Source organism: Mucilaginibacter sp. CAU 1740 (assembly GCF_039839285.1).
GTDB lineage: Bacteria > Bacteroidota > Bacteroidia > Sphingobacteriales > Sphingobacteriaceae > Mucilaginibacter.
This window is the reverse complement of the sequence record NZ_JBDOQS010000019.1, coordinates 1-23,197: the sequence shown is the minus strand read 5'-3', so window position 1 is coordinate 23,197 and position 23,197 is coordinate 1. Positions and strand designations below refer to the sequence as shown.

Here is a 23,197-nt window from a genome sequence, read left to right as displayed (position 1 = left end):
TGGTGCTATGTTTAGTTTTTCTTCAATTGTTTTATGAGTTCATCTGTGGTTAGTATAGCATGGGCATAGGTGGGGCCATTGATGTTATGAGCAGCATGCATGTTTTCCCAGGCGTAAGCAGCGGTAGCATCTTTTACCAGGGTTACATGGTAGCCAAGCTCCATCCCGAAACGACCGGTAGATTCGATACAGGAATTAGCCAGCATACCGATCAAAATAATTTGATCGATATCGTGCTGCTTCAACTGCTGATCGAGATCGGTATTTGCGAATCCGCTTTGCGCCCAATGCTCCTTGATCACAATATCACCGGGCTGTGGGGTAAAATCATCATGAAACTGCCCTCCCCAACTCCCTTTGGCAAACAGCTGGCGGTTATGTGAGGCTTTTTGTGTGGCAGTAGGGTACTTCCAATCAGCATAATCGGTCGGCTCTGCCCGGTGATGGGGTACGTAGAATATCTTTATCAATAACTCACGAGCAACCCTAACCACTTCGGCCAGGTGCTTTACCAGTTGCACACCTTCGGCTACTTCTTTTGCCTTTGGCCAGGCTTTGCCATCATGGTGCAGAAAATCATTGTAAGGATCAACCAGGAGTATCCCGGTACGCTCTGGCAGGTAAGTGTTTATTTTATCCTGTAAGATGAAGTCATTATTTTCCATTTTGTATTAATTTTTCCAGATACCTATAGGTATCTGGAAGGTTAAAAAAAAAGCCCTTATACAGAGCCGGTAGCCATATTATCAATAAGGTCTTTAACAGATTCGAGAACCAGGTCGCGATCTTCATTACTTTTAAGTGCCCGGCCCAGTAATACACTGCCTTCAATTATGGCGATAATTGTAAGTGCTATTTTTACCGCATTTGTATCTTTTTTAAATTCAGCTGCCTGGATCCCATCATTAATAATGGCAACCAAGCCATTTTTCCATCGTGCCATTTCAACAGAAACCGGCTCCATTAATTCGGGATTAGTATCATCAGCTTCACAGGCCGTATTCATTAAAGGGCAACCGCCAGGTGCAAACACCTTGTTCTCCCTGCTGCTAAAAAGATCTGCGTAGGCTATCAGTTTTTCCCGGTAGCTTGAAGCCGTATTTATTTTTCTGTCGATAATAGCCGCGCGCCTTTTTATATTAAAATCAAGCGTTGCTGAAGCAACATCATCTTTATTTTTAAAATTACCGTAAATACCACCCTTGGTTAATCCTGTAGCGGCAGTAATGTCTGAAATGAAAGTACCTGCAAATCCCTTTTTATTAAACAGGTCGGCTGTGCTTTCTATGATAGCCTGGCGCGTAGTTTCCGAATCAGGAGTAAATTTCATGCCCAAAGATACCGATAGGTATCTTTGGGCATGAAATTTTTATTTTATGTGGTTTTCATCTGACAATTGTAAATTGGGAGGTGATGTTTTACAATATATATATTCTCCCCCAATAACACTAAATTAGCCGCCATGATCAGGCAAGAAAACTTCACCCTTCCCGGCGCTAAAGGCCGACCTATGCTTATCGATGTTACTTTTGATGATGCTTTTAAAAACGCGCCACTGGTAATTTTCGCGCATGGTTTTAAAGGGTTCAAAGATTGGGGAACGCATGATCTGCTGGCACGTTATTTTGTTCAGAACGGCTTTCGCTTCCTGAAATTCAACTTTTCGCATAATGGTACTACGCCTGCTAATCCCCACGATTTTGCTGACCTGACTGCCTTTGCCGATAACACCATCAGCATTGAACTGGAAGACTTGGATACCATAATTGATTTTGCCTGCAGCGGGGCCAGTATGCCCGTTGCCGATAGTGTTTACCTTATCGGGCATAGCATGGGCGGCGGCGTTAGTATTATTAAAACTGCCGAAGATCCACGAATCAAAAAGCTGGTAACCATGGCATCTATCTCAGGTTTCCGTAGCCTTTGGCCACAGCAAATAGAACAGCAATGGCGTTTACAGAGCGTGTTTTATTTTGAGAATAAACGTACCGGTCAGCAAATGCCTATCAAATCAACCTTGCTGGATGATCTGGACGCCCACCCGCTCAGGTTGGATATCATCCGGCAGGCCACGAAAATAACCCGGCCATGGCTTATTGTTCACGGTGATGCCGACCCTACAATACCGGTAGAACGCTCCTTGTTACTGCATGAAGCAAACCCAGTTGCGGAATACATAGTACAAAAAGGTGCTGATCATACTTTCGGCGGCTCGCACCCGTTTGCGGGCGATACCTTGCCAGTTCAGCTGAAAGAATTTGCGGATACGGCATTATCATTTTTAAGTAAATAAAAGTGGAAGGCTTTCAACCAATCGTAACTTTTTTGCGTTAGTTATATCATAGCCTATATAAGTGCTATAATTGCTTACTATGAGTTTACCTGCATCGCGCAAAAAAGGACGAAAATACCAAAATACCATACCCACTGATGAAGCCGGCTTTGGCAAAATGATCCCGATTTTAAGGGAATATATCAACAATAAAGCCGAGAATACACCTAAAAAAACTTTAGGCCCTTTCAAAACAGATTCATCAGTTTACGATGCTCCGCCTGCATCGGGTTTGCGCATTACCTGGATAGGCCATTCAAGCATCCTGATAGAAATTGATGGCAAGCGTATTCTGACCGACCCGGTTTGGAGCGATAGGGTATCGTTTTCACAATCGTTCGGTCCCAAGCGTTTCTTTCAACCGCCAATAGCTTTGGCCGATCTGCCGCCGCTGGATGCTGTTATCCAATCGCATGATCATTATGACCATTTAGATAAAGCAACCATTCAGTTTTTTGCTGATAAAAATATCCCCTTCTTTTGTTCGGTAGGGGTAGCGCAGTACCTCAAAAAATGGGGCATGGCTCCCAACTTTATTACCGAAATGGATTGGGGCGATAGCGCGCTCATCAGTAACGAAATCGTTTTAACCTCAACACCATCCCGCCATTTTTCGGGCAGAGGGATCATCGGTCGTAACGAAACGCTTTGGGCATCATTTGTAATTAAAGGCCCGGAACATAATATTTATTTCGGTGCCGATTCTGGTTATTCACCCCAGTTTAAGGAAATAGGTGATACTTTTGGTCCGTTTGATTTGACCATGCTGGAGATTGGTGCCTACGGCAAATTTTGGCCGGATATCCACATGGGGCCGGATCATGCCTCCAATGCACATCTCGATTTGAAAGGTAAGTTGATGATGCCTATCCATTACGGTACTTTTAACCTGGCCCCGCATGCATGGTACGAACCTGTTGAATGGTTGGTGCCCATGGCTAAACAAAAACACATCGACTTATTTGTACCCAAACCCGGTGAGCCAACCGAGGTAAAAGGCGCATATAATTCTGAATGGTGGAAGGAATATTTATCTTAGGGTTGAAATCACAACCATGTCTCAACCTTATATCTTAGTCATTAACGGCAAACCCGAAGGCCCTTTCACAATCGAAGAGCTTAAAGCCCGCAACATCAAACCTGTTGATTTTGTTAAAACCGATGAGATGGATGATTATAAAGAGGCGCATGAAGTACCGGAATTGAGAGAACTGTTCGGCTTTAAAAAGCCGCCGTTACTTGTGCAGTATTTCGGTGGTTTTGATCAGCGATTGCTGGCTGTAGCTCTGGATTGGTTTTTTGTTTTCGGCATCTTTATCATCATCGCATTTGTTATAGTGTTGGGCATTATGCACGATAAGGAAAGTCGCGTAGCAACAAGCTTAGCCATTTTAGGTGTGGCTCCGTTTGCCCGTTTTATTTATGGTGTAGTTATGGAAAGCTCGGCCAGGCAGGCCACCTGGGGCAAGCAGATCATGGGCATAAAAGTAGTTGATATGTATGGCAACCGCATCACCTTTGGTAAATCGCTGTTGCGGAGCGTTTGTAAATCGTTATCTACAGCCATTTTTTACTTCGGCTATTTCATGATGTTTTTTAATAATAAAAAACAGTGCTTACATGATACGATTGCCAAAACCATGGTGATTAAGGATAGGTTGGTATAGATGAGGTTTTGCGCATCAGTGTTAATTGATTAAATTTGAATATGGAATCATTAATTGTACATCCGAAAAATAAAGAGCAATTAAATGCCTTAAAGGCATTTATGAAGGCATTTAAGATTTCTTTTGATGAAGATAAATCGGGTTATGATCCTGAGTTTGTTGCAAAAATTGAGAATAGCAGGAAGCAAGTAAAAAACGGAGAAACACGTGTTGTAAATATTGATGAGCTGTGATTGTTCGATTTACGAAACAGGCCGATGCTGATCTTGAATATTTTAATAAAAGCGGAAATGTTCAAGCTATAAAGAAAATAAAAGAACTGTTAAAAGCTATTGTTGAAGATCCATATAGTGGGATAGGACAGCCAGAGCAGTTGAAACACAATTTATCAGGTGCTTGGTCTCGACGAATTAACAGAGAACATCGTTTAGTTTATGAAATTGAAGATGATACTATTTTCATACTTTCTTTAAAAGGCCATTATTAAAAATTGTCTTTGCTACTTCGCCTTCACCAATTTATACTTCATTTTATCCAATACCAATAAAGTTGAATCTTCATTTGGCTTGGTTTCATATAATTTCAGCGTATCGACATCGAACTTAAAAGAATATGATTGATATTTTTTCTCCCCGGCTTTAAAGCTTATCTCATCAAGGTTATCCATCGCGTCCGAATTAAGGTCGATATTTATATCATAGGTATTAAAATTGAAAAATCCGGTCACTTTCCCGTGAGCTTCAAAATTGATTTTTGACGTTTTGCCTAAGCTATCAGTTATTATATAATCGCCGGCGATGAGCCCTTTGTTAACAAGGTAGTAAGTATCATAAGCCAATTGGTTTGTTTGGCCGGAGGATGGCGCCTTAACAAATTTAGTTGCGATTATTTTTTTGCTTTTTTCATCAGGATGGTAGTATGTTAAAATTGTAGCACCATCTTCAGATGTTAAACTTAATTCACCTGCTCCAAAAATAACTGACGACGGGTGTTTACCTGCCTGAAATTTAAGCGTCATTTCGCTGCTGTCATGATTTCCCCAACCAACAAGTACCTTGATGCTATCTTCTTTTATATCATTGGTATTTACAGTAAAGGCCGTCATGTCTTCTGCTTCATCTACAGCAGCCAATGGTGATTTTGTTGCGATAACTTTGTCGATATAAGCCTTCTTAACCCAAGTGCCTTCCAGTAACGGTTTGAATTTTTCTATCAAAGGATTTGATTTCTCGTGGGTGTTTGAAGCAGCAAGGGTATCTGTTGATGCTTGTTTAGTGTTGCTTTTGCACGAAAAGATCAGGCAAAGTATGGCGATTAGAAAGTAATTTTTCATTGTGAATAGATCAAGGTTTTATTACTGCTAAAATAGAAAATTTCCCAGCCGGAAAAACTGATGTCACAATTATTTATCATTTAAACACTCTCAGCCTAATCCCAACATATTCATTAAATTTGCATTATATTAATTTCCATCACTGATGAATACTGATGCTGTTAAAGTGCTGCCCGGTCGTTATTGTAACTCCTTAACCGAATATTCGCGTTTTATTACCCGCGAGGTTAATATTGGCGATGTGCCCATGGGTGGGAATAATCCAATCCGCATACAAAGCATGACCACCACCGATACCATGGATACCATTGGTACGGTTGAGCAAACCATCCGCATGGTTGATGCCGGCTGCGAGTATGTGCGTATCACTGCACCCAGTATCAAAGAGGCCCAAAACCTGGCCGAAATTAAAAAACAACTCCGTGCCCGCGGTTATACCGTACCGCTGGTTGCCGATATCCACTTTACCCCAAACGCTGCCGAAGTAGCTGCCCGCATAGTTGAAAAAGTGCGCGTAAACCCCGGTAACTACGCCGATAAAAAGAAATTCGACCAGATAGATTATACCGACGTGGAATACCAGGGCGAACTGGATCGCATCTTCCAAAAATTCACTCCGCTGGTAAAAGTTTGTAAAGAGTATGGTACCGCCATGCGCATCGGTACAAACCACGGTTCGTTAAGCGACAGGATCATGAGCCGTTATGGCGATACTCCGCAAGGTATGGTTGAGTCGGCGATGGAATTTATGCGGATGTGCGAGCAGTTGAATTACTATAACCTCGTGATCTCTATGAAATCGAGCAACCCGCAGGTAATGGTGCAAGCTTACCGCTTGCTGGTTGAAACCATGGTTGCAGAGGGCATGAACTACCCGCTGCACCTGGGCGTAACTGAGGCCGGCGATGGCGAGGATGGCCGTATCAAATCTGCCGTAGGTATAGGTACTTTGTTGGAGGACGGCCTCGGCGATACCGTACGTGTATCCCTAACCGAAGAACCCGAGGCAGAAGCACCCGTGGCGATTGAATTAGTTCGCCGTTACACGGAGCGGAAAGCAGAAAGCGAAAAGCAGAAAGCAGAAGAAAAAGAGCTTTTAGCCTTCAGCGTTCAGCCTTCGGCTTCCCACAGCCCTTACGAATATAAAAAACGCGAAACTTACGAGGCCAACGCGTTTATAGGCGGGCATTTGGTGCCGCGTGTGGTTATCGATCTATCTAAAAAGAACCTGAAAGATCCGGCTGTTTTGAACGAGGCAGGCTACCTCTACTCGCCGCTGCTGGATAAATATAATATGGCCGAGGCTTCGGTTGATTTTGTTTATTTGGCTGATGAATTGCCTTCGTTCGTACTGCCGGGCAACTTAAAGCAATTATATAACTACAACACCTGGCTTAAATTGGCCGATAAAACTAATTGCCACCCGGTATTTACTTTGCAGGAATATATTGCAGATGTTGACCGTTCATCAAAACTGAACTTAGTGAGGCTGCAACCTGCCGATATCGATTCGGAAGCTTTTGGTTCGATCCCATTGGATAACTCATTGGTGTTAGTATTGGAAACAGAAGCCCTGCACGGTATGGCCGAACAACGCGCCTTCTTCTTCAAAATGGAAGAATTAGGTTTAGATGTGCCGGTGATTGTGAAGAGAAGCTATGTGTTTGATTCTGAAACTGAAGCTGATCCGAAGTATTCAATCGCAGACCTCACATCTAAACTGCAATTATACGCCTCAACAGACCTCGGCGCTTTATTAGTTGATGGCTTTGGTGATGGTATTTGGATCGATGCGCCTGAATTGCCTACGGGTGTAATTACCTCTACCGCTTTTGGTATTTTGCAGGCTACCCGCTCACGTATCTCCAAAACAGAATACATCTCCTGCCCAAGCTGCGGGCGTACCCTGTTCGATCTGATGATCACTACCCAGATGATCCGCAGCCGCACCAGTCACCTGAAAGGATTGAAGATTGGTATTATGGGCTGCATTGTAAATGGTCCCGGCGAAATGGCCGATGCCGATTATGGTTATGTAGGTTCGGGTACGGATAAGATCACCCTTTACCGCGGTAAGGAAGCTGTGAAAAAGAATATCAGTTCGGCCAACGCGCTTGATGAGTTGATCAACATCATCAAAGCGGATGGGAATTGGATTGATTTAGAAACGCCTGAATCAGAATTTTCAGGATTAAAGAATTAGCAGAATATGTCGGAAAGGAAACTTACGAAGTTTTTAAAACTTCGTAAGTTTTAGCGGCGATGCTCTCCTACATGTCATTGCGAGATACGATGGTAGTTTTCAGAATAAAAAAGCGGCCTAAAACTTTCAAAGTTTTAGGCCGCTTTCATTTCCCCCACGTCATTGCGAGGCACGAAGCAATCGCGAACTGTACAGGGCGAATTTGCAATAGTTACTCTGCCTCCGTGCGATTGCTTCGTACCTCGCAATGACGGGGGCGGGAGGGCTGGTGACGAGCCTATAGCATCACACCAAATACTCAAACAAAGTCTGATCCTTATTCAATTCAATAACATTAAACCTGTGCGCATGCATCCGTTGTAACAAAGAAGGATAATCCTCCGCGTTCTTCAACTCAATACCTACCAACGCAGGCCCATTCTCCTTCTCATTCTTTTTAATGAACTCAAAACGGGTAATATCATCGCCAGGGCCCAACACACTGCTCACAAATAATTTCAAAGCACCCGGACGTTGGGGGAACCTTACAATGAAGTAGTGTTTCAAACCCTCGTACAGCAGTGATTTTTCTTTGATCTCCTGCATACGGGCGATATCATTATTACCGCCGCTGATTACACAAACTACTTTTTTGCCTTTGATCTTGTCTTTGCAGGCGTCAAGCGCGGCTACAGATAACGCGCCGGCCGGCTCAACTACAATGGCATCCTCGTTGTAAAGTTTGAGGATGGTGGTGCAGATCTTTCCTTCGGGCACCAGCAGCATATCGTTCAGGATCTCTTTACAGATACCGTAGGTTAACAGGCCTACGCGTTTTACCGCGGCACCATCAACAAAGCGGTCTATTTCATCCAGGGTGATAGGCTTGCCGTGGTTGATAGCGCCCAGCATTGAAGGGGCACCTTCGGGTTCAACGCCTATCAGGTGGATGTTAGGGTTGTTGTTTTTAAGATAAGTGCCTGTTCCTGATGCAAAGCCGCCGCCGCCGATGGGCATAATGGCTACTTCAACATCGGGTAGGTCTTGCAGTATTTCAACGCCTACGGTTCCCTGGCCTTCAATAACGCGGTAGTCATCGAAAGGAGGGATGAAGGTCATCTGGTTTTTTTCGGTGTAGGCGAGGGCTTCGGCCAGGCAATCGTCAAACGTATCGCCGGTAAGCACGATCTCGATATTACCGTTGCCAAACATGGCGGTTTGTTTAACCTTTTGTTTGGGAGTAATTTCGGGCATAAAAATTACGCCTTTAATGTTTTTTCTGTTGCATGAAAAAGCTACGCCTTGTGCATGGTTACCCGCGCTGGCGCAAACCACACCGCGGCTCAACTCATCATCATTCAGTTGACTGATCATGTTGTAAGCACCGCGCAATTTGTATGAACGTACGATCTGCAGGTCTTCGCGTTTTAAATAAACCTCACATTCGTATTTAGCCGAAAGTCCGGCGTTATATTCCAGCGGCGTACGTTTCACAACGTCTTTTATCCGCTGGTATGCCGCTTCAAAATCAAGCTGGCTTTTTGTATCAGTTTCCATTGTTAGTTTTTTACCAGGCGGTGCACCATAAGGCTTTGCAAGTCCTGGTCGTTGATGTCAAGCTTGCTATCGGCAAGCGTTAAAAAGTTATTGTAAACAAAAGCAAGTTCTTCCTTATCCAGCGTATATCCTAAACGCTCCAGATGGAATTTCAGAGCATGCCTGCCGCTGCGCGCGGTTAGCACTATTGTGGCGCTCGGAAAGCCTACATCTTCAGGGCGAATTATCTCATAGTTTTCGCGCATTTTCAGGAAGCCGTCCTGGTGAATGCCCGAGCTGTGGGCGAAAGCATTTGCTCCTACAATAGCTTTATTTGGCTGTACCGGCATACGCATCTGCGTGCGGATCATCTGGCTCAACTCATAAAACCTTTTGGAATCTATCTGGGTATGTAAGCCCAAAGTTTGGTGTGTTTTCAGGATCATCACCACCTCTTCGATAGAAGTGTTACCTGCACGCTCACCAATACCGTTAATGGTACCTTCAATTTGGCGGGCACCGTTTTGTAAGCCGGCAATAGAGTTGGCGGTAGCCAAACCCAAGTCATTATGGCAATGCACCGAGATAATGGCTTGATCAATATTTTTAACGTTCTCTTTCAAGAATTTGATCTTGGCACCGTATTGATCGGGCAGGCAGTAACCGTTAGTATCCGGAATGTTCACCACGGTAGCACCGGCGGCGATAACGGCCTCAACCATTTGGGCAAGGTAAACCACATCCGCACGACCAGCATCTTCGGCATAAAACTCGATATCTTCAACCGATTTTTTGGCGTATTTAACAGCTTCAACAGCGCGCTCCAAAATTTCTTCGCGGGTGCTGTTGAATTTGTGTTTGATGTGCATGTCCGACGAGCCGATACCCGTATGAATCCTCGGACGTTTGGCATATTGCAGCGATGCTACAGCGGCATCGATATCGCCTTTGTTGGCGCGGGTTAAGGCGCAAACAGTAGGTTCTTTTACGGCTTTTGAAATTTCAACAACGCTCTGGAAGTCGCCCGGACTTGAAACCGGGAAACCTGCTTCAATGATGTCCACGCCCAGCAGTTCCAGTTCCTTAGCTATCTCAATCTTTTCGGGGGTTGTTAACTGGCAACCCGGTACCTGCTCGCCATCGCGAAGCGTGGTATCAAAAACATAAACGCGGTTGGGATCGTGTAACATATCGTTTTATTTAAATTTGAGATGTTAGACAAGGGGGAAGCCTATATCTACATCTATATTGTTATTTTTTAGTTCTTTACGCTTTTAATTAAGAAGCGAATATTCAAGTTAGAGAAAATTTCTCATATCTCAAATCCCGCGTCTCTTATCTATTCTTTCACTGCAATGAAACGCAACCTTTTATAATCGGCGTACCATTGGCCGTTCTCATTATAAAAAGGTTCGAGTTTTTTGGTGATCTCGGCCAGGATCTGTTCTTTTTCCTCTGCCGGGATCCCATCTAAAAATTGTGCGCCAAACATGGTGATCCATTTGGCTACACCCTGGTCGCCATCCTGAAGTGGGGTTTTACGGTCGTAGTGAATTACGTAAGTAACCCTGAAACCGTGTTCTTCAAGCTTGGTAGTATATTCGCCTACAGATGGAAAGTACCAAACTTTGGTATCGGCCTTTTCATTGTAGCCATGATTGTGCAGTACTTGTTTAGTAGCTTCAATCAAACGCTCAACATTGCCTTTGCCACCCATCTCTGCAACAAAACGACCGCCTTTTTTCAGGCTGTTGAATACGCTGCGGATAGCGCCATTGGCATCAAGCACCCAATGCAGGGCCGCGTTCGAGAATACGGCATCGTATTTCTCGTCGGTATAAAAATCGGCTGCATTCTCTACCGCGAAATCAACTTCCGGGTAAAGCTGTTTAGCCTGCGCTATCATTTCGGGCGAATAGTCGGTACCTTTTACAATGGCACCTTTATCCTGGATTTGTTTAGTTAAATGGCCTGTGCCGCAACCCAGGTCGAGGATGCGCTCTCCAGGTTTCACATCCAAAAACTCAAGCACATCTTCTCCGTATTTAAATACGAAGGCATGCTTTTGGTCGTATAAATCAGCGTTCCATTTCATGTTATTTCTTTTTTGTGATTTCACTGATTGGGGTGATTTCACAGATGTTATCTTCTTCTGTTTTCTCCCTCGGGAGGGGTGCGGCTGATTGCGTAGTGGCAGGGAGGGGTTTCTGCTACATGCATATTCGCTATGCTTATCTAACCCCTTCCTCCTCCTTCCCCAAGGAAGGAATCGCACTTGCCCGCACTTTTGTCTTATTCTTAAAATGCAATGCAGTATAAACCACCGCACTCACCACAAACAGACTATTCACCCAAATCACCTTTCCAATCACATCTGCCGAAGCAGCGGTTACTACGATCACAACCAGGCTTAGTGCTATCACCACTCCAAACATCAATTTGCTGTTTGAGCGAATAATGGCGTAAACTCCGGCTATCTGACTGGCTATCGCCAATATCAGCACCAGGTTTTCGAGCTTTTCATTATCGTCCATGCTGGTTGCCATCAGCACCTCGATAAAGGCGAATGTTCCTCCTCCGCCGTTAGCTCCGTAGCTGCAGAAGAGGAACAAGATCATCATGAAGATGCTGAACTTCGTCATCATGACAATCAATAGCTACTATAAATATTCAAGCACTTTTTGGCCCATTGCTGTGGTGCCTAAAATTTTGGCTTTATCGGTATTGGCATCTGCGATGTCGCCGGTGCGATAGCCGTCTTTCAGCGCTTTATCAATAGCATCAGTTATCTTTTTGGCTTCCTCTTTCAGGCCGAAGCTTATTTCGAGCATTAGGGCAACTGATAGGATGGAGGCCAGCGGGTTAGCTTTGTCCTGCCCGGCAATATCATGTGCCGAACCGTGGATAGGCTCAAAAAATCCTGTACCATCACCTATCGAAGCCGAAGCCAGCATACCCATCGAACCTGCAATTTGTGATGCTTCGTCGGTCAGGATATCGCCGAAAAGGTTGGCTGTTAATACCACATCAAACTTTTTAGGGTTTTTAACCAGCTGCATGGCCGCGTTATCGATAAACATGTGCTCGGTTTCAACATCAGGATATTGTTTGGCAATTTCCTGCACTACCTCGCGCCACAGGCGTGAAGCCTCCAGTACGTTGGCTTTATCAACCGAACATAACCTTTTGCCGCGTACACGTGCTGCCTCGTAAGCTTTGATAGCGATACGCTCAACTTCGTAACGTGAGTAGATCATCAGATCGGAAGCGGTATTGCGGTCTTCACTGCGTTTTTTCTCGCCGAAGTAAACGTCGCCGGTTAACTCGCGGAAGAAAAGGATATCGGTACCTTTCAAGATCTCCGGCTTCAGGCTTGATGCATCCAAAAGCTCATCAAACAACATAATAGGGCGCAGGTTAGCATATAAACCAAGCTCTTTACGGATTTTTAACAATCCCTGCTCCGGGCGTACTTTAGCCGACGGATCGTTATCATATTTAATGTGACCGATAGCGCCAAACAGGATAGCATCGCTTGCTTTAGCTTTTTCAAGCGTTTCATCAGGCAGCGGGTTGCCGGTTGCCTCGATACCCGCGTGGCCCATCAGGGCTTCATCGAAAGTAAATTCGTGGCCATGATCCTGACCGATCTTTTCTAAAACTGCTTTACCCCAGGTGGTAACCTCGGGGCCTATCCCGTCGCCGGGTATTACTAAAATGTGTTTTTTAATTCCCATAACCCTTATCGCTGCCATAGGCAGCGGTGTTTTTGTTTTATAGATGTTTTATTTATTCGGGTTTTACGCCGCGTACTTCTTTTAGTTTCATCACCATCTGCTCGGCATCGGTTTCTACCCATTGGGTGTACTCATCAATAGCCAGCAAGCGAGATTCATTGTCAATATAGCCTTCCTCAACCATTTGTTTTGATTGGGCTACCTTGGCCCAGATGCCAGCTTTGTTTACAAAGTTAGCTTCGCCCTTTTGGTAAACCTCATCGGCATCAAACGCTTCAATGTTGGTAAAACCTGCTTCCTGCAAATAGTCAGGCAGATCTTCGGCAATGTGGTTGTTCATGCCTGCATCGCCCCGCCACCTTAAAAAGGTAGCATAAAAGCGCTGCATGCTAACCGGTGGCTGTGGCTGCCATTGCAAGGCCTCGTGGTTGTAATCTAAAATAGATACTGTACCACCGGGTTTGAGCAATGAATACATTTTCTTCAAAGCCTCAACCGGATTGCTGAGCCATTGCAGCACCCTCGCCGAGACGATCAGGTCATACTGCTCACCCAGCTCAAAGCCGAACAGATCGCTATATATCAACTCCAGGTTTTTCACCGAAGCATAAGTTTCCTTACCGCTCTCAATAAAATACTCGGTATTATCAATGCCCGTAACATGACCGCTTTCGCCAACCAATGCAGCGATATCCTTAGATATCGCACCAGTACCACAACCCACATCCAGCACCTTCAGGCCAGGCTTAAGCAGGGTAGCGAGGGTAGCATAATCATTCGCTAAACTCCGTTCGTCGAATAATTTGGCGGTACCTTTACCTTCTCTTTGGATGTATTTGTTTGTTGTTGTCATTTTGCTTCGCGTCATTAGGTCATTGAGTCATTTTTTCTGACCTTTTATCTTTCGCCTTTATCCTTTCGTCTCAACGGGCTGCTTCAAATTCTCCTATTTCATCCTTTTTGCTTAGGATGTAGTCGATATCATCGTAGCCGTTGGTCATGCTGGCTTTTTTGTAGGGGTTAACCTCAAAGCTTTCCTGCTCGCCGGTTGCTACAATTTTGATAAACTGATCAACCAGGTCAATCTCTACTACAGCGTGTTCATCGGCATAAACAGCATCGAAAATTTTCTTTAAAAAATCTTCGCTTACTTGTACCGGCAACAATCCGTTGTTAAGCGCATTGCCTTTAAAAATATCGGCAAAAAAGCTGCTTACTACTGCATCAAAGCCATAATCGGCAATGGCCCAGGCGGCGTGCTCACGACTACTGCCGCAACCGAAATTTTTACCAGCTACCAGGATCTTACCGCTGTAGTTTGGGTTATTAAGCACGAAATCCTGTTTAGGATTATCATCGCCATCAAAACGCCAATCGCGGAATAAGTTATTACCAAAACCATCGCGGGTAGTGGCTTTCAAAAACCTTGCAGGGATGATCTGGTCCGTATCGATGTTTTCGATAGGCAAAGGCACCACGCTGGTTTGAATGTGTTTAAATATTTTAGTTGCCATAATATTTTCCTCGCAATGACGCGTTTAATATTTAGTCTCTACTCGTAATGTTCAACAGTAGGGAAAGGATCATAAAAATGATGTAATAAACCTTTCCACTCCTGGTATTCTTTTGATCCTCTGAACCCCTCTGTATGGTCGGTGAGTTTTTCCCACTCAACCAGCAAAATAAACCGGCTTGTATTTTCCACACATCTTTTTAATTGATGTGAGATGTAGCCTGCCATTTTTGATATGATGCCCTGGGCTTTTGAGAATGCTTCGATAAAAGCATCTTCCTGTCCGGGAATCACGTTGAGTATCGCTACTTCGAGTATCATTTTTTTACTTATATCATTGCGGAGAACGAAGCAATCCCCGATTAGCAAACCGCCCTGTAAAGTTTGGGATTGCTTCGTACCTCGCAATGACGTGGTGGGTGTTTTTTATTCCTCTTATTAACCTACCAACTCCTCCTCAGAGAAAAACTGACGGATATCCGTAACCTTACCCGTAATAGCACTTGCAGCCGCTGTTAACGGACTTGCAAGGAATGTACGGCTGTTAGGCCCTTGTCTTCCCTCAAAGTTTCTGTTTGAGGTTGATACGCAGTATTTGCCTGCAGGGATCTTGTCCTCGTTCATGCCAAGGCATGCGCTGCAGCCTGGTTCTCTTAGCGGGAAACCTGCGGCGTCAAATATTTTGTCCAACCCTTCGGCTATGGCTTGTTGTTGTACTTGTTTTGAGCCGGGAACTACCCATACGGTAACATTATCGGCTTTATGTTTGCCTTTTACAAACTCTGCTACCTGACGCAGGTCTTCAATGCGCGAGTTGGTGCAGCTGCCGATGAATACGTAATCAATTGGTTTGCCCAATAGTGTTTCGTCATCGTGCAGGCCCATGTAATCGAGGGCTTTTTTGTATGATCCCTGTTCTTTAGCCTCAAAAGAAGCTGTTTCAGGAACATGTTGTGTTACGCCGATACCCATACCCGGATTGGTTCCGTAGGTGATCATCGGCTCAATATCTTCTGCTTTGAATGAAAGTACCGCGTCAAACTGGGCGTCCTCATCAGAATACAGCGTTTGCCAGTAGGCAACTGCTTTATCCCATTCTTCGCCTTTAGGAGCAAATTCGCGACCTTTTACATAGTTAATGGTGGTTTCGTCGGGAGCGATCAGTCCGCAACGGGCACCCATTTCGATGCTCATGTTACAGATGGTCATGCGGCCTTCCATGCTCAACGAGCGGATAGTATCGCCTGCATATTCTACAGCATAACCGGTACCACCGGCAGCCGAGATCTGCGCGATGATGTAAAGGATAATATCCTTTGCGCCAACGCCTTTTTGTAATTTACCGTTCACCTCAATTTTCATGCGTTTTGGGCGCGACTGAAGTAAACACTGTGTAGCCAGCACCTGCTCAACCTGCGATGTACCAATGCCAAAGGCAATAGCACCAAAAGCGCCATGGGTTGAAGTGTGACTGTCGCCGCAAACATAAGTACCACCCGGACGGGTGATGCCCAGCTCGGGGCCTATAACGTGAACGATACCCTGGTACGGGTGGCCTAAGCCATATAGCTCAATACCAAACTCTTTACAGTTTTTGGTAAGCATATCTACCTGGTAGCGTGAAAGTTCTTCTTTAATGGGTAAGTGCTGATCGATAGTAGGAACGTTGTGATCGGCAGTGGCCACAGTTTGTTTTGGCCTGAAAACGGGTAAACCTCTTGTACGCAAACCATCAAATGCCTGCGGACTGGTTACCTCGTGAATGAAATGTGTATCGATATACAAAATATCCGGGAACCCCTCGCTGCTGCTGACGACGTGCGCATCCCAGATCTTATCAAATAATGTTTGTCCCATTTTATTATTTTTCTTTAGTAACGTCATTGCGAGAAACAACCTGTTTCTCGCAATGACGTGTTGGTGAGTTTTATTTTAAGGCTTTCGCCTTTAACCTTTCGGCTTTCACCTAAAATATTAAGCTTCTACAACCTGGTTTTCAGGGCGTAGGCTGCGTACAGTTTTACCTGCTTGCCATAATTCGCTTTCGCGTAATTCTTTCAATTCTGCATCCAGTTTTTCGCGGTAATCTGGTTGGCTGTTCAAATCGATAGAACGTTGAGATTCTTTACCTGTAGCAACGCTTTCGTAAAGTTCTTCAAATACTGGTTTAGTAGCGTCACGGAATTTTTTCCACCAGTCAAGCGCGCCGCGTTGAGCAGTAGTTGAGCAGTTTGCATACATCCAATCCATACCGTTTTCAGCAACAAGCGGCATTAATGATTGGGTAAGCTCTTCAACTGTTTCGTTAAACGCCTCAGATGGAGAGTGACCTTTGCTACGTAATACATCGTATTGTGCAGCAAAGATACCTTGAACGCAACCCATTAAAGTACCACGTTCGCCGGTTAAATCGCTAAATACTTCTTTTTTGAAGTTGGTTTCGAATAAGTAACCGCTACCAACAGCGATACCTAAAGCGATAACACGATCAAATGCTTTACCAGTAGCGTCCTGGAAGATAGCGTAGCTTGAGTTTAAGCCACGACCTTGCAAGAACATACGACGTAATGAAGTACCTGAACCTTTAGGAGCAACCAGGAACACGTCAACATCAGCAGGAGGAACGATGCCTGTTTGCTCGTTGAAAGTGATACCAAAGCCGTGAGAGAAATAAAGGGCTTTACCTGGAGTTAAGTGTTTTTGAACAGTTGGCCATAACGCGATTTGGGCTGCATCGCTCAATAGGTAGCAGATCACAGTTCCTCTTTGCAGAGCTTCTTCAATTTCAAAAAGTGTTTCACCTGGTACAAAACCATCGCTGATAGCTTTATCCCATGTTTTGGTGCCTTTACGCTGACCAACAATTACGTTGATACCATTGTCTTTCTGGTTCAGAGCCTGACCAGGACCTTGTACGCCATAGCCAATTACCGCTACAACTTCGTCTTTTAATACTTCCTGAGCTTTTGATAAAGGGAACTCTTCGCGGGTTACTACGTTTTCTTCAGTGCCGCCGAAATTTAGTTTTGCCATTGTTTTATTGTTTGATTTTTGGTGATCTCAATGATTTTATTGATCCCACCGATTTTATTTTATGAGTAATTTAAGTTTTGTTTTTTGGGATTACACCGATTATTTGATGTTATTGATTGATGATTTTGATTGTTTTTTCTAACCTAATCTCTATTCTCCAATCACTAATCTCTCCGCCTTCGGCGGGCTTACATCGTAAACACCTTCTGCCCTTGGTTTAGGTATTCGTTTTCTATTACCTCTTCACCTGGTTCAAGCCTTTCAAATTCGCGGAGCTTGCTGTTAAAGCCTTCGCTGTCTTTGATAATGGCTACACGGGCGCTGCGTACAAACTCGATCAGGCCGTAAGGTTGTAATATGTTGATCAGGTTATCGGTTTCCTCGCGGTGACCGGTGGTTTCAAACACGGTGTAATCTTTACGGATCACTACCGCGCGGGCACCATTTTCGCGCAGTAAACGCTCAACGCTAACCTTTTCGGCAATTACATCGGTTGATACTTTGTATAACGCTAATTCCTGCCAAATCACATCTTCGTTGGTGTGATAGTATGCTTTCAATACCTCAACCTGTTTTTCAATTTGGCGGGTAAGCTTGCGTACTACTTCTTCATACTCGTTGATCACGATATTAAAGCGGTGAATACTGTCAATCTCCGACGGAGAAGTATTCAGGCTATCAATATTGATTTTACGGCGTGTAAATATAATAGCTATCCTGCTTAATAAACCAATTTGGTTTTCGGTATATATGGTGATGTTAAATTCCTTTTTTTCTTCTGCTTCGCTCATGACTTTGTTTTTGTAGAGGGCGTTTTACTTTAACCTGATCTCGCTTACACTGCATCCTTGTGGTACCATCGGGAACACGTTGTTCTCTTTAGTAACCATTATTTCTAAAAGGAATGATCCCGGTGCGCTCAGCATTTCGTTCAATGCAGGTACTAAATCTGCACGGTCATCAACCAGTTTGCCAGGGATACGGTATGCGGCAGCAAGCGCCACAAAATCGGGACTTTGAATATCAACAAATGAATAACGGCGTTGGTTAAACAACTCCTGCCATTGCCTTACCATGCCCAGGAAACGGTTGTTCAGGATAACGATCTTTACATCGATGCCGCTTTGCATAATGGTACCAAGCTCCTGGCAGGTCATCTGGAAACCGCCATCTCCAATAATAGCAACTACGGTACGATCCTGAGCGCCAAATTTGGCACCTATAGCAGCCGGAAGCGCGAAGCCCATGGTACCCAAACCACCGCTGGTTACGTTGCTGCGGGTATTGTTGAATTTAGCATAACGGCAGGCCACCATTTGGTGCTGACCTACGTCGGTCACAATAACAGCTTCACCTTTGGTGATCTCGTTCAATTGTTTGATCACCTCGCCCATGGTCATTTCTTCGGTAGTTGGGTTAAGCTCGTTATGGATAACGGCTTCAACTTCCTGGCGGGTGTAATCGTTAAATTTTGCTAACCATTCGGTGTGTTGTTTTTGTTCGATGGCTTTGGTAAGCAACGGAAGTGTTTCCTTGCAATCGCCCCAAACCGGTACGGTCGATTTTACGTTTTTGTCGATCTCGGCCGGGTCGATATCCAAATGCACCACTTTAGCCTGTTTCGCATATTTATCAAGGCGACCGGTTACGCGATCGTCAAAACGCATACCTATCGCGATCAATACATCGCACTCGTTGGTTAAAACGTTAGGGCCGTAGTTGCCGTGCATACCCAGCATACCTACGTTAAGCGGGTGATCTGTTGGGATAGCGCCTGCACCTAAAACTGTCCAGGCAGCAGGGATGCCGCTTTTTTCAACAAAAGCTTTAAACTCCTGCTCTGCGCTGCCCAAAATAACACCCTGACCAAACAGGATGAATGGTTTTTTTGCGCTGTTGATCAGCTCGGCAGCAGCATGGATGTATTGCGGACGAACAATTGGTTTCGGCCTGTAGCTACGGATGTGATCGCATGGTTTGTAACCTGCAAAGTCAAATAGCTGGATCTGGGCGTTTTTGGTAATGTCGATCAATACCGGGCCTGGCCTGCCGCTGCGGGCAATATAAAAAGCCTTGGCAATAACTTCAGGAATTTCGGTAGCATCGGTTACCTGGTAGTTCCATTTGGTAACCGGGGTGGTGATGTTGATCACGTCTGTTTCCTGGAAGGCATCGGTACCCAAAAGGTGTGCGAATACCTGGCCAGTGATACAAACAAGTGGGGTGCTGTCAATCTGGGCATCGGCCAAACCTGTTACCAGGTTGGTTGCACCCGGACCGCTGGTGGCAAATACCACACCCACTTTGCCCGAAGTACGCGCATAGCCCTGGCCGGCATGAATGCCGCCCTGCTCGTGGCGTACCAGTATATGGTTCAGTTTATCATTATAATCAAACAAAGCATCATAAATAGGCATGATAGCGCCGCCCGGGTAACCAAAAATAGTGTCGGTACCTTCGGCTATCAATGCTTCCAATAATGCTACCGATCCCGAAACGTTTACAGTTTCGGTGGCGGCTGGTGCGGTTAAGGTTTCTTGTGCAGTTTCCATACCTGTTAGTTTTTTATGTTTATAGCACTTTTTGGTGTGCTAAACTGATTTTACTCTCTGTGTCTCTAATTTGCTAAAATGAACGCGCTTAATTTGCATTCACTTTATTCATGGCTTTTTTGATAAGCCATTTTGTTCATTATCTACTATTCGTCGGTTACGCAACCCTCAGCAGCGGTAGTAACGCTTTTGGCGTAGCGGTATAACACACCCTTGGTAACCTTTAGCGCCGGTTGTTGCCATGCGGCACGGCGTGTGGCTATTTCTTCTTCCGATAGTAATACGTTTATGGTGTTGGCTACTGCATCAATTTCAATTACGTCATCATCATTCACCATCGCTATAAACCCGCCATCGTAAGCCTCGGGTGTGATGTGACCGACGACGAAGCCGTGAGTACCGCCACTAAAGCGTCCATCAGTAATTAATGCTACCGAACTACCCAAACCGGCACCAAATATGGCCGAAGTTGGTTTCAGCATTTCTGGCATGCCCGGCGCGCCTTTAGGGCCCACATTGCGGATAACCACAACATCACCTTTTTTAACACGACCGCTCTGGATACCAGCAATCAGTTCAAACTCGCCATCAAATACACGGGCTGGTCCGGTGAAACGTTCACCTTCTTTACCGCTGATTTTGGCAACACTACCGCCTTCGGCAAGGTTTCCGTAAAGGATCTGTAAATGGCCGGTTGCTTTGATAGGGTTTTCAACAGGTTTAATGATTTTTTGAGTTTCAAATTCCAGTGCAGGTACATCGGCAAGGTTTTCGGCAATGGTTTTACCGGTAACGGTAAGGCAATCGCCATGTAACCAGCCTTGCTCCAAACAGTATTTCATTACAGCCGGAACGCCGCCAATGTTGTGGAGGTCTTCCATCATGTATTTACCGCTTGGTTTCATATCGGCCAGTACCGGGATGCGGTTACTTACCGTTTGGAAATCATCCTGGGTTAATTTAACATCAACGCTTTTGGCCATTGCAATCAGGTGCAATACCGCGTTGGTTGATCCACCTAATACCATGATCACTACAATAGCATTTTCAAATGCCTCGCGGGTCATGATATCTGATGGTTTAATATCTTTTTCTAACAGTATCTTGATGGCTTTACCGGCCGCAAGACATTCTGCTTTTTTATCTTCACTTAGTGCAGGGTTTGATGATGAGTATGGCAAGCTCATACCCAATGCCTCGATAGCGGCAGCCATGGTATTAGCAGTATATACTCCACCGCAGGCACCCGCGCTTGGGCAGGCGTTTTTAATTACACCCATAAAATCGATATCATCAATCTGGCCGGCAATCTTTTTGCCTAAAGCTTCGAAAGCTGATACAATGTTCAGGTCTTCACCTTTCCAGTGGCCAGGTTTAATTGTACCACCATACACCATGATTGACGGACGGTTTAAACGACCCATAGCCATTACCGACCCAGGCATGTTTTTATCGCAGCCAGGCAGGGTAATTAAACCATCATAATATTGTGCGCCGGTTACCGCTTCGATAGAATCGGCAATGATATCACGGCTTACCAACGAGTAACGCATACCTTCGGTACCGTTGCTCATACCATCGCTTACGCCAATGGTGTGGAAAATGAGGCCCACCATATCTTCATCCCAGATACCTTGTTTCACCAGTTTAGCCAGATCATTCAAGTGCATGTTGCAGGTATTACCATCGTAACCCATGCTGGCCACGCCGACCTGCGCTTTGCGCATATCATCGTCGGTTAAGCCGATCCCGTAAAGCATGGCCTGAGCTGCAGGCTGCGTTGGATCCTGGGTAAAGGTTTTGCTATACTTGTTCAATTCTATAGCCTTGGTGGTATCTGATGATGAACTCATTTTTATATTATATATAAACAGTTTTAGTACTCGGATTTTGTTGTTGATACAGGTTTATCGGGTATCGAAAATCAATATATGTAAGGTAGCCATCGCATTATGCAATAACAATAGACCGCGTTGATTTTTTGAAATAAGTATTTTATTTTAATTTATTTTATTTGACAGAATTTAATTCTGTAATTTTTATTTATAAAGATATAAAATATTTTACAAAATAGACCAAAGTTTAAAACGGTATTCGGTATGTTTTTTATGCATGCATAGTAAGTTGCCGATTTTCTGCCTGAAATGGGAGGAATGGGGTGGGAGGTTGGAGAAAATGGGGGATTTGCATCGCACGTTTAAGCGTCCACGCTTGAACGATTGGAGGGGGGAGCGTCCACGCTCCAGTGCAATGGTTAGCAAGGATGTAAGCGTGGACGCTTACATCCCGGAGGGTTCGAGCGAGGACGCTCAAACCTGCGGAAAAACTGTAACTTTACATTCTGCGATGAAGGATTTGCCATTCGAAATATTACCTGTTAATTTGCTGGACGAATACCTGCAGAAGGTACCCGCTGTGCTTTCGCAAAACTTCGATCAATTAAAAGATAGTACGCTCTCAACTGGCACATTCAGTTTTTATACTTCAGTCTCTGCTGTTTTTTCCTCTAAAATAGAAGGCGAGAACATTGAGCTCGATTCATTCATGAAGCATAAAATGCTTGGCGCTCACTTTCTGCCAGATTACACGCAAAAGATAGATGATCTTTACGAAACTTACCAATTCGCCCAAAACGAAAAGCTAAGCTATAAAGCAGTTCAGGAAGCACACCAATTACTCACCAAACATATCCTGCAAAAAGAACGCCGTGGTCAACTCCGTATGGGGAACATGTTTGTAATAACACCGGATGGTAAAATTGAATATGTAGCCTGTTCGCCCGATTTGGTGGCACATAAGATGGAGCTGCTTTTTAACGATATCGGTCTGTTATCGAAAGCTAAGTTAACGGCTTCCGAAGTTTTCTTCTGTGCTTCGATGATCCACCTGGCATTTGTGAAGATTCATCCGTTTGAAGATGGTAATGGCCGTACCGCACGCCTGCTCGAAAAATGGTTCATTGCTGAGAAGCTTGGGCCTAAAGCCTGGTTCATGCAATCAGAAAAGTTATATTATGACCAGCATCAAACCTACTATCATAATATAAGGTTGCTGGGCTTGGAGTATGAGTTATTGGATTATTCTAAAGCTTTGCCTTTTTTATTGATGTTGGCGCAATCGTTAAAATAAACTATCGTCATTGCGAGGAACGAAACAATCGCTAACTATACAGGGCGGATCTGCTTCCGTGCGATTGCTTCGTACCTCGCAATTGTAAAGGTTAGATAATTCGGTAACAGAATTAACAAGCAATAAAAAACGTTAATTCAATTATGCGGAACATCAATAATGATCTAACCTTAAAGCGGAATT

General features: G+C 44.6%; 23 protein-coding genes. 7 read left to right on the top strand and 16 right to left on the bottom strand.

What is annotated here, in order from left to right; all coding sequences use genetic code 11:
• Positions 1-11 precede the first annotated feature (11 nt).
• Complete coding sequence (locus AAFN85_RS29760) at positions 12-665, bottom strand: isochorismatase family cysteine hydrolase (protein WP_347531613.1); 654 nt, start codon at positions 663-665, stop codon at positions 12-14.
• Positions 666-721: 56 nt separating this feature from the next.
• Positions 722-1,330, bottom strand: coding sequence for a TetR/AcrR family transcriptional regulator (locus AAFN85_RS29755; protein ID WP_347531612.1), 609 nt, complete (start codon positions 1,328-1,330; stop codon positions 722-724).
• A 132-nt stretch (positions 1,331-1,462) separates the two neighbouring features.
• Between AAFN85_RS29755 and AAFN85_RS29750 the strand changes: the two genes are divergently transcribed.
• The 5 genes from AAFN85_RS29750 (at position 1,463) to AAFN85_RS29730 (ending at position 4,486) form a co-directional block, all read left to right on the top strand.
• Positions 1,463-2,293, top strand: a complete 831-nt coding sequence (locus tag AAFN85_RS29750) for an alpha/beta fold hydrolase (protein WP_347531611.1) — start codon at positions 1,463-1,465, stop codon at positions 2,291-2,293.
• Positions 2,294-2,372: 79 nt separating this feature from the next.
• Positions 2,373-3,371: an MBL fold metallo-hydrolase gene (locus tag AAFN85_RS29745; protein ID WP_347531610.1), complete on the top strand. Its 999-nt coding sequence runs from the start codon at positions 2,373-2,375 to the stop codon at positions 3,369-3,371.
• Between the two features lie 16 nt (positions 3,372-3,387).
• Positions 3,388-3,999, top strand: coding sequence for an RDD family protein (locus AAFN85_RS29740; protein ID WP_347531609.1), 612 nt, complete (start codon positions 3,388-3,390; stop codon positions 3,997-3,999).
• 41 nt (positions 4,000-4,040) lie between these two features.
• Positions 4,041-4,232 (top strand): DUF2683 family protein, encoded by a 192-nt coding sequence (locus AAFN85_RS29735; protein WP_347531608.1) that lies wholly within the window; start codon positions 4,041-4,043, stop codon positions 4,230-4,232.
• Positions 4,229-4,486, top strand: a complete 258-nt coding sequence (locus tag AAFN85_RS29730; RefSeq protein ID WP_347531607.1) for a Txe/YoeB family addiction module toxin — start codon at positions 4,229-4,231, stop codon at positions 4,484-4,486. The genes AAFN85_RS29735 and AAFN85_RS29730 overlap by 4 nt, the downstream gene beginning before the upstream one ends.
• 12 nt (positions 4,487-4,498) lie before the next feature.
• Here the strand turns inward: AAFN85_RS29730 and AAFN85_RS29725 are convergent, their stop codons facing one another.
• Positions 4,499-5,332: a hypothetical protein gene (locus tag AAFN85_RS29725; protein ID WP_347531606.1), complete on the bottom strand. Its 834-nt coding sequence runs from the start codon at positions 5,330-5,332 to the stop codon at positions 4,499-4,501.
• 145 nt (positions 5,333-5,477) lie between these two features.
• On the opposite strand from AAFN85_RS29725, the gene ispG reads away from it, so the two are divergent.
• Positions 5,478-7,535, top strand: a complete 2,058-nt coding sequence (gene ispG / locus AAFN85_RS29720; protein ID WP_347531605.1) for a (E)-4-hydroxy-3-methylbut-2-enyl-diphosphate synthase — start codon at positions 5,478-5,480, stop codon at positions 7,533-7,535.
• Positions 7,536-7,820: 285 nt separating this feature from the next.
• Here the strand turns inward: ispG and ilvA are convergent, their stop codons facing one another.
• The 13 genes from ilvA to ilvD form a co-directional block, all read right to left on the bottom strand.
• Entirely contained in the window at positions 7,821-9,071 is a 1,251-nt protein-coding gene (ilvA, locus tag AAFN85_RS29715) for a threonine ammonia-lyase IlvA (protein WP_347531604.1), read from the bottom strand.
• Positions 9,072-9,073: 2 nt separating this feature from the next.
• Positions 9,074-10,240: a 2-isopropylmalate synthase gene (locus AAFN85_RS29710; protein ID WP_119410858.1), complete on the bottom strand. Its 1,167-nt coding sequence runs from the start codon at positions 10,238-10,240 to the stop codon at positions 9,074-9,076.
• A 149-nt stretch (positions 10,241-10,389) separates the two neighbouring features.
• Positions 10,390-11,145 (bottom strand): methyltransferase domain-containing protein, encoded by a 756-nt coding sequence (locus AAFN85_RS29705; RefSeq protein ID WP_347531603.1) that lies wholly within the window; start codon positions 11,143-11,145, stop codon positions 10,390-10,392.
• 136 nt (positions 11,146-11,281) lie between these two features.
• A complete protein-coding gene (locus AAFN85_RS29700) occupies positions 11,282-11,695 on the bottom strand; it encodes a hypothetical protein (protein WP_347531602.1) in 414 nt (137 codons plus the stop codon).
• A 15-nt stretch (positions 11,696-11,710) separates the two neighbouring features.
• On the bottom strand, positions 11,711-12,781 hold the full coding sequence (gene leuB / locus AAFN85_RS29695) for a 3-isopropylmalate dehydrogenase (protein ID WP_347531689.1): 1,071 nt from the start codon (positions 12,779-12,781) through the stop codon (positions 11,711-11,713).
• Positions 12,782-12,839: 58 nt separating this feature from the next.
• A complete protein-coding gene (locus AAFN85_RS29690; protein ID WP_347531601.1) occupies positions 12,840-13,640 on the bottom strand; it encodes a methyltransferase domain-containing protein in 801 nt (266 codons plus the stop codon).
• 70 nt (positions 13,641-13,710) lie between these two features.
• On the bottom strand, positions 13,711-14,301 hold the full coding sequence (gene leuD, locus AAFN85_RS29685; protein WP_347531600.1) for a 3-isopropylmalate dehydratase small subunit: 591 nt from the start codon (positions 14,299-14,301) through the stop codon (positions 13,711-13,713).
• A gap of 38 nt (positions 14,302-14,339) precedes the next feature.
• Complete coding sequence (locus AAFN85_RS29680; protein ID WP_347531599.1) at positions 14,340-14,621, bottom strand: antibiotic biosynthesis monooxygenase; 282 nt, start codon at positions 14,619-14,621, stop codon at positions 14,340-14,342.
• A gap of 117 nt (positions 14,622-14,738) precedes the next feature.
• Positions 14,739-16,157, bottom strand: coding sequence for a 3-isopropylmalate dehydratase large subunit (gene leuC, locus AAFN85_RS29675; RefSeq protein ID WP_347531598.1), 1,419 nt, complete (start codon positions 16,155-16,157; stop codon positions 14,739-14,741).
• 117 nt (positions 16,158-16,274) lie between these two features.
• Positions 16,275-17,333: a ketol-acid reductoisomerase gene (gene ilvC, locus AAFN85_RS29670; protein ID WP_347531597.1), complete on the bottom strand. Its 1,059-nt coding sequence runs from the start codon at positions 17,331-17,333 to the stop codon at positions 16,275-16,277.
• A 188-nt stretch (positions 17,334-17,521) separates the two neighbouring features.
• A complete protein-coding gene (gene ilvN, locus AAFN85_RS29665; RefSeq protein WP_119410850.1) occupies positions 17,522-18,124 on the bottom strand; it encodes an acetolactate synthase small subunit in 603 nt (200 codons plus the stop codon).
• A 24-nt stretch (positions 18,125-18,148) separates the two neighbouring features.
• Positions 18,149-19,885, bottom strand: coding sequence for a biosynthetic-type acetolactate synthase large subunit (gene ilvB / locus AAFN85_RS29660; RefSeq protein ID WP_347531596.1), 1,737 nt, complete (start codon positions 19,883-19,885; stop codon positions 18,149-18,151).
• A 146-nt stretch (positions 19,886-20,031) separates the two neighbouring features.
• On the bottom strand, positions 20,032-21,738 hold the full coding sequence (gene ilvD / locus AAFN85_RS29655) for a dihydroxy-acid dehydratase (RefSeq protein WP_347531595.1): 1,707 nt from the start codon (positions 21,736-21,738) through the stop codon (positions 20,032-20,034).
• A gap of 397 nt (positions 21,739-22,135) precedes the next feature.
• Here ilvD and AAFN85_RS29650 point away from each other — a divergent pair, with 397 nt between their 5' ends.
• The gene (locus AAFN85_RS29650) at positions 22,136-23,014 is read left to right on the top strand and encodes a Fic family protein (protein WP_347531594.1); all 879 of its coding nucleotides are present in this window, start codon (positions 22,136-22,138) and stop codon (positions 23,012-23,014) included.
• Positions 23,015-23,197 lie beyond the last annotated feature (183 nt).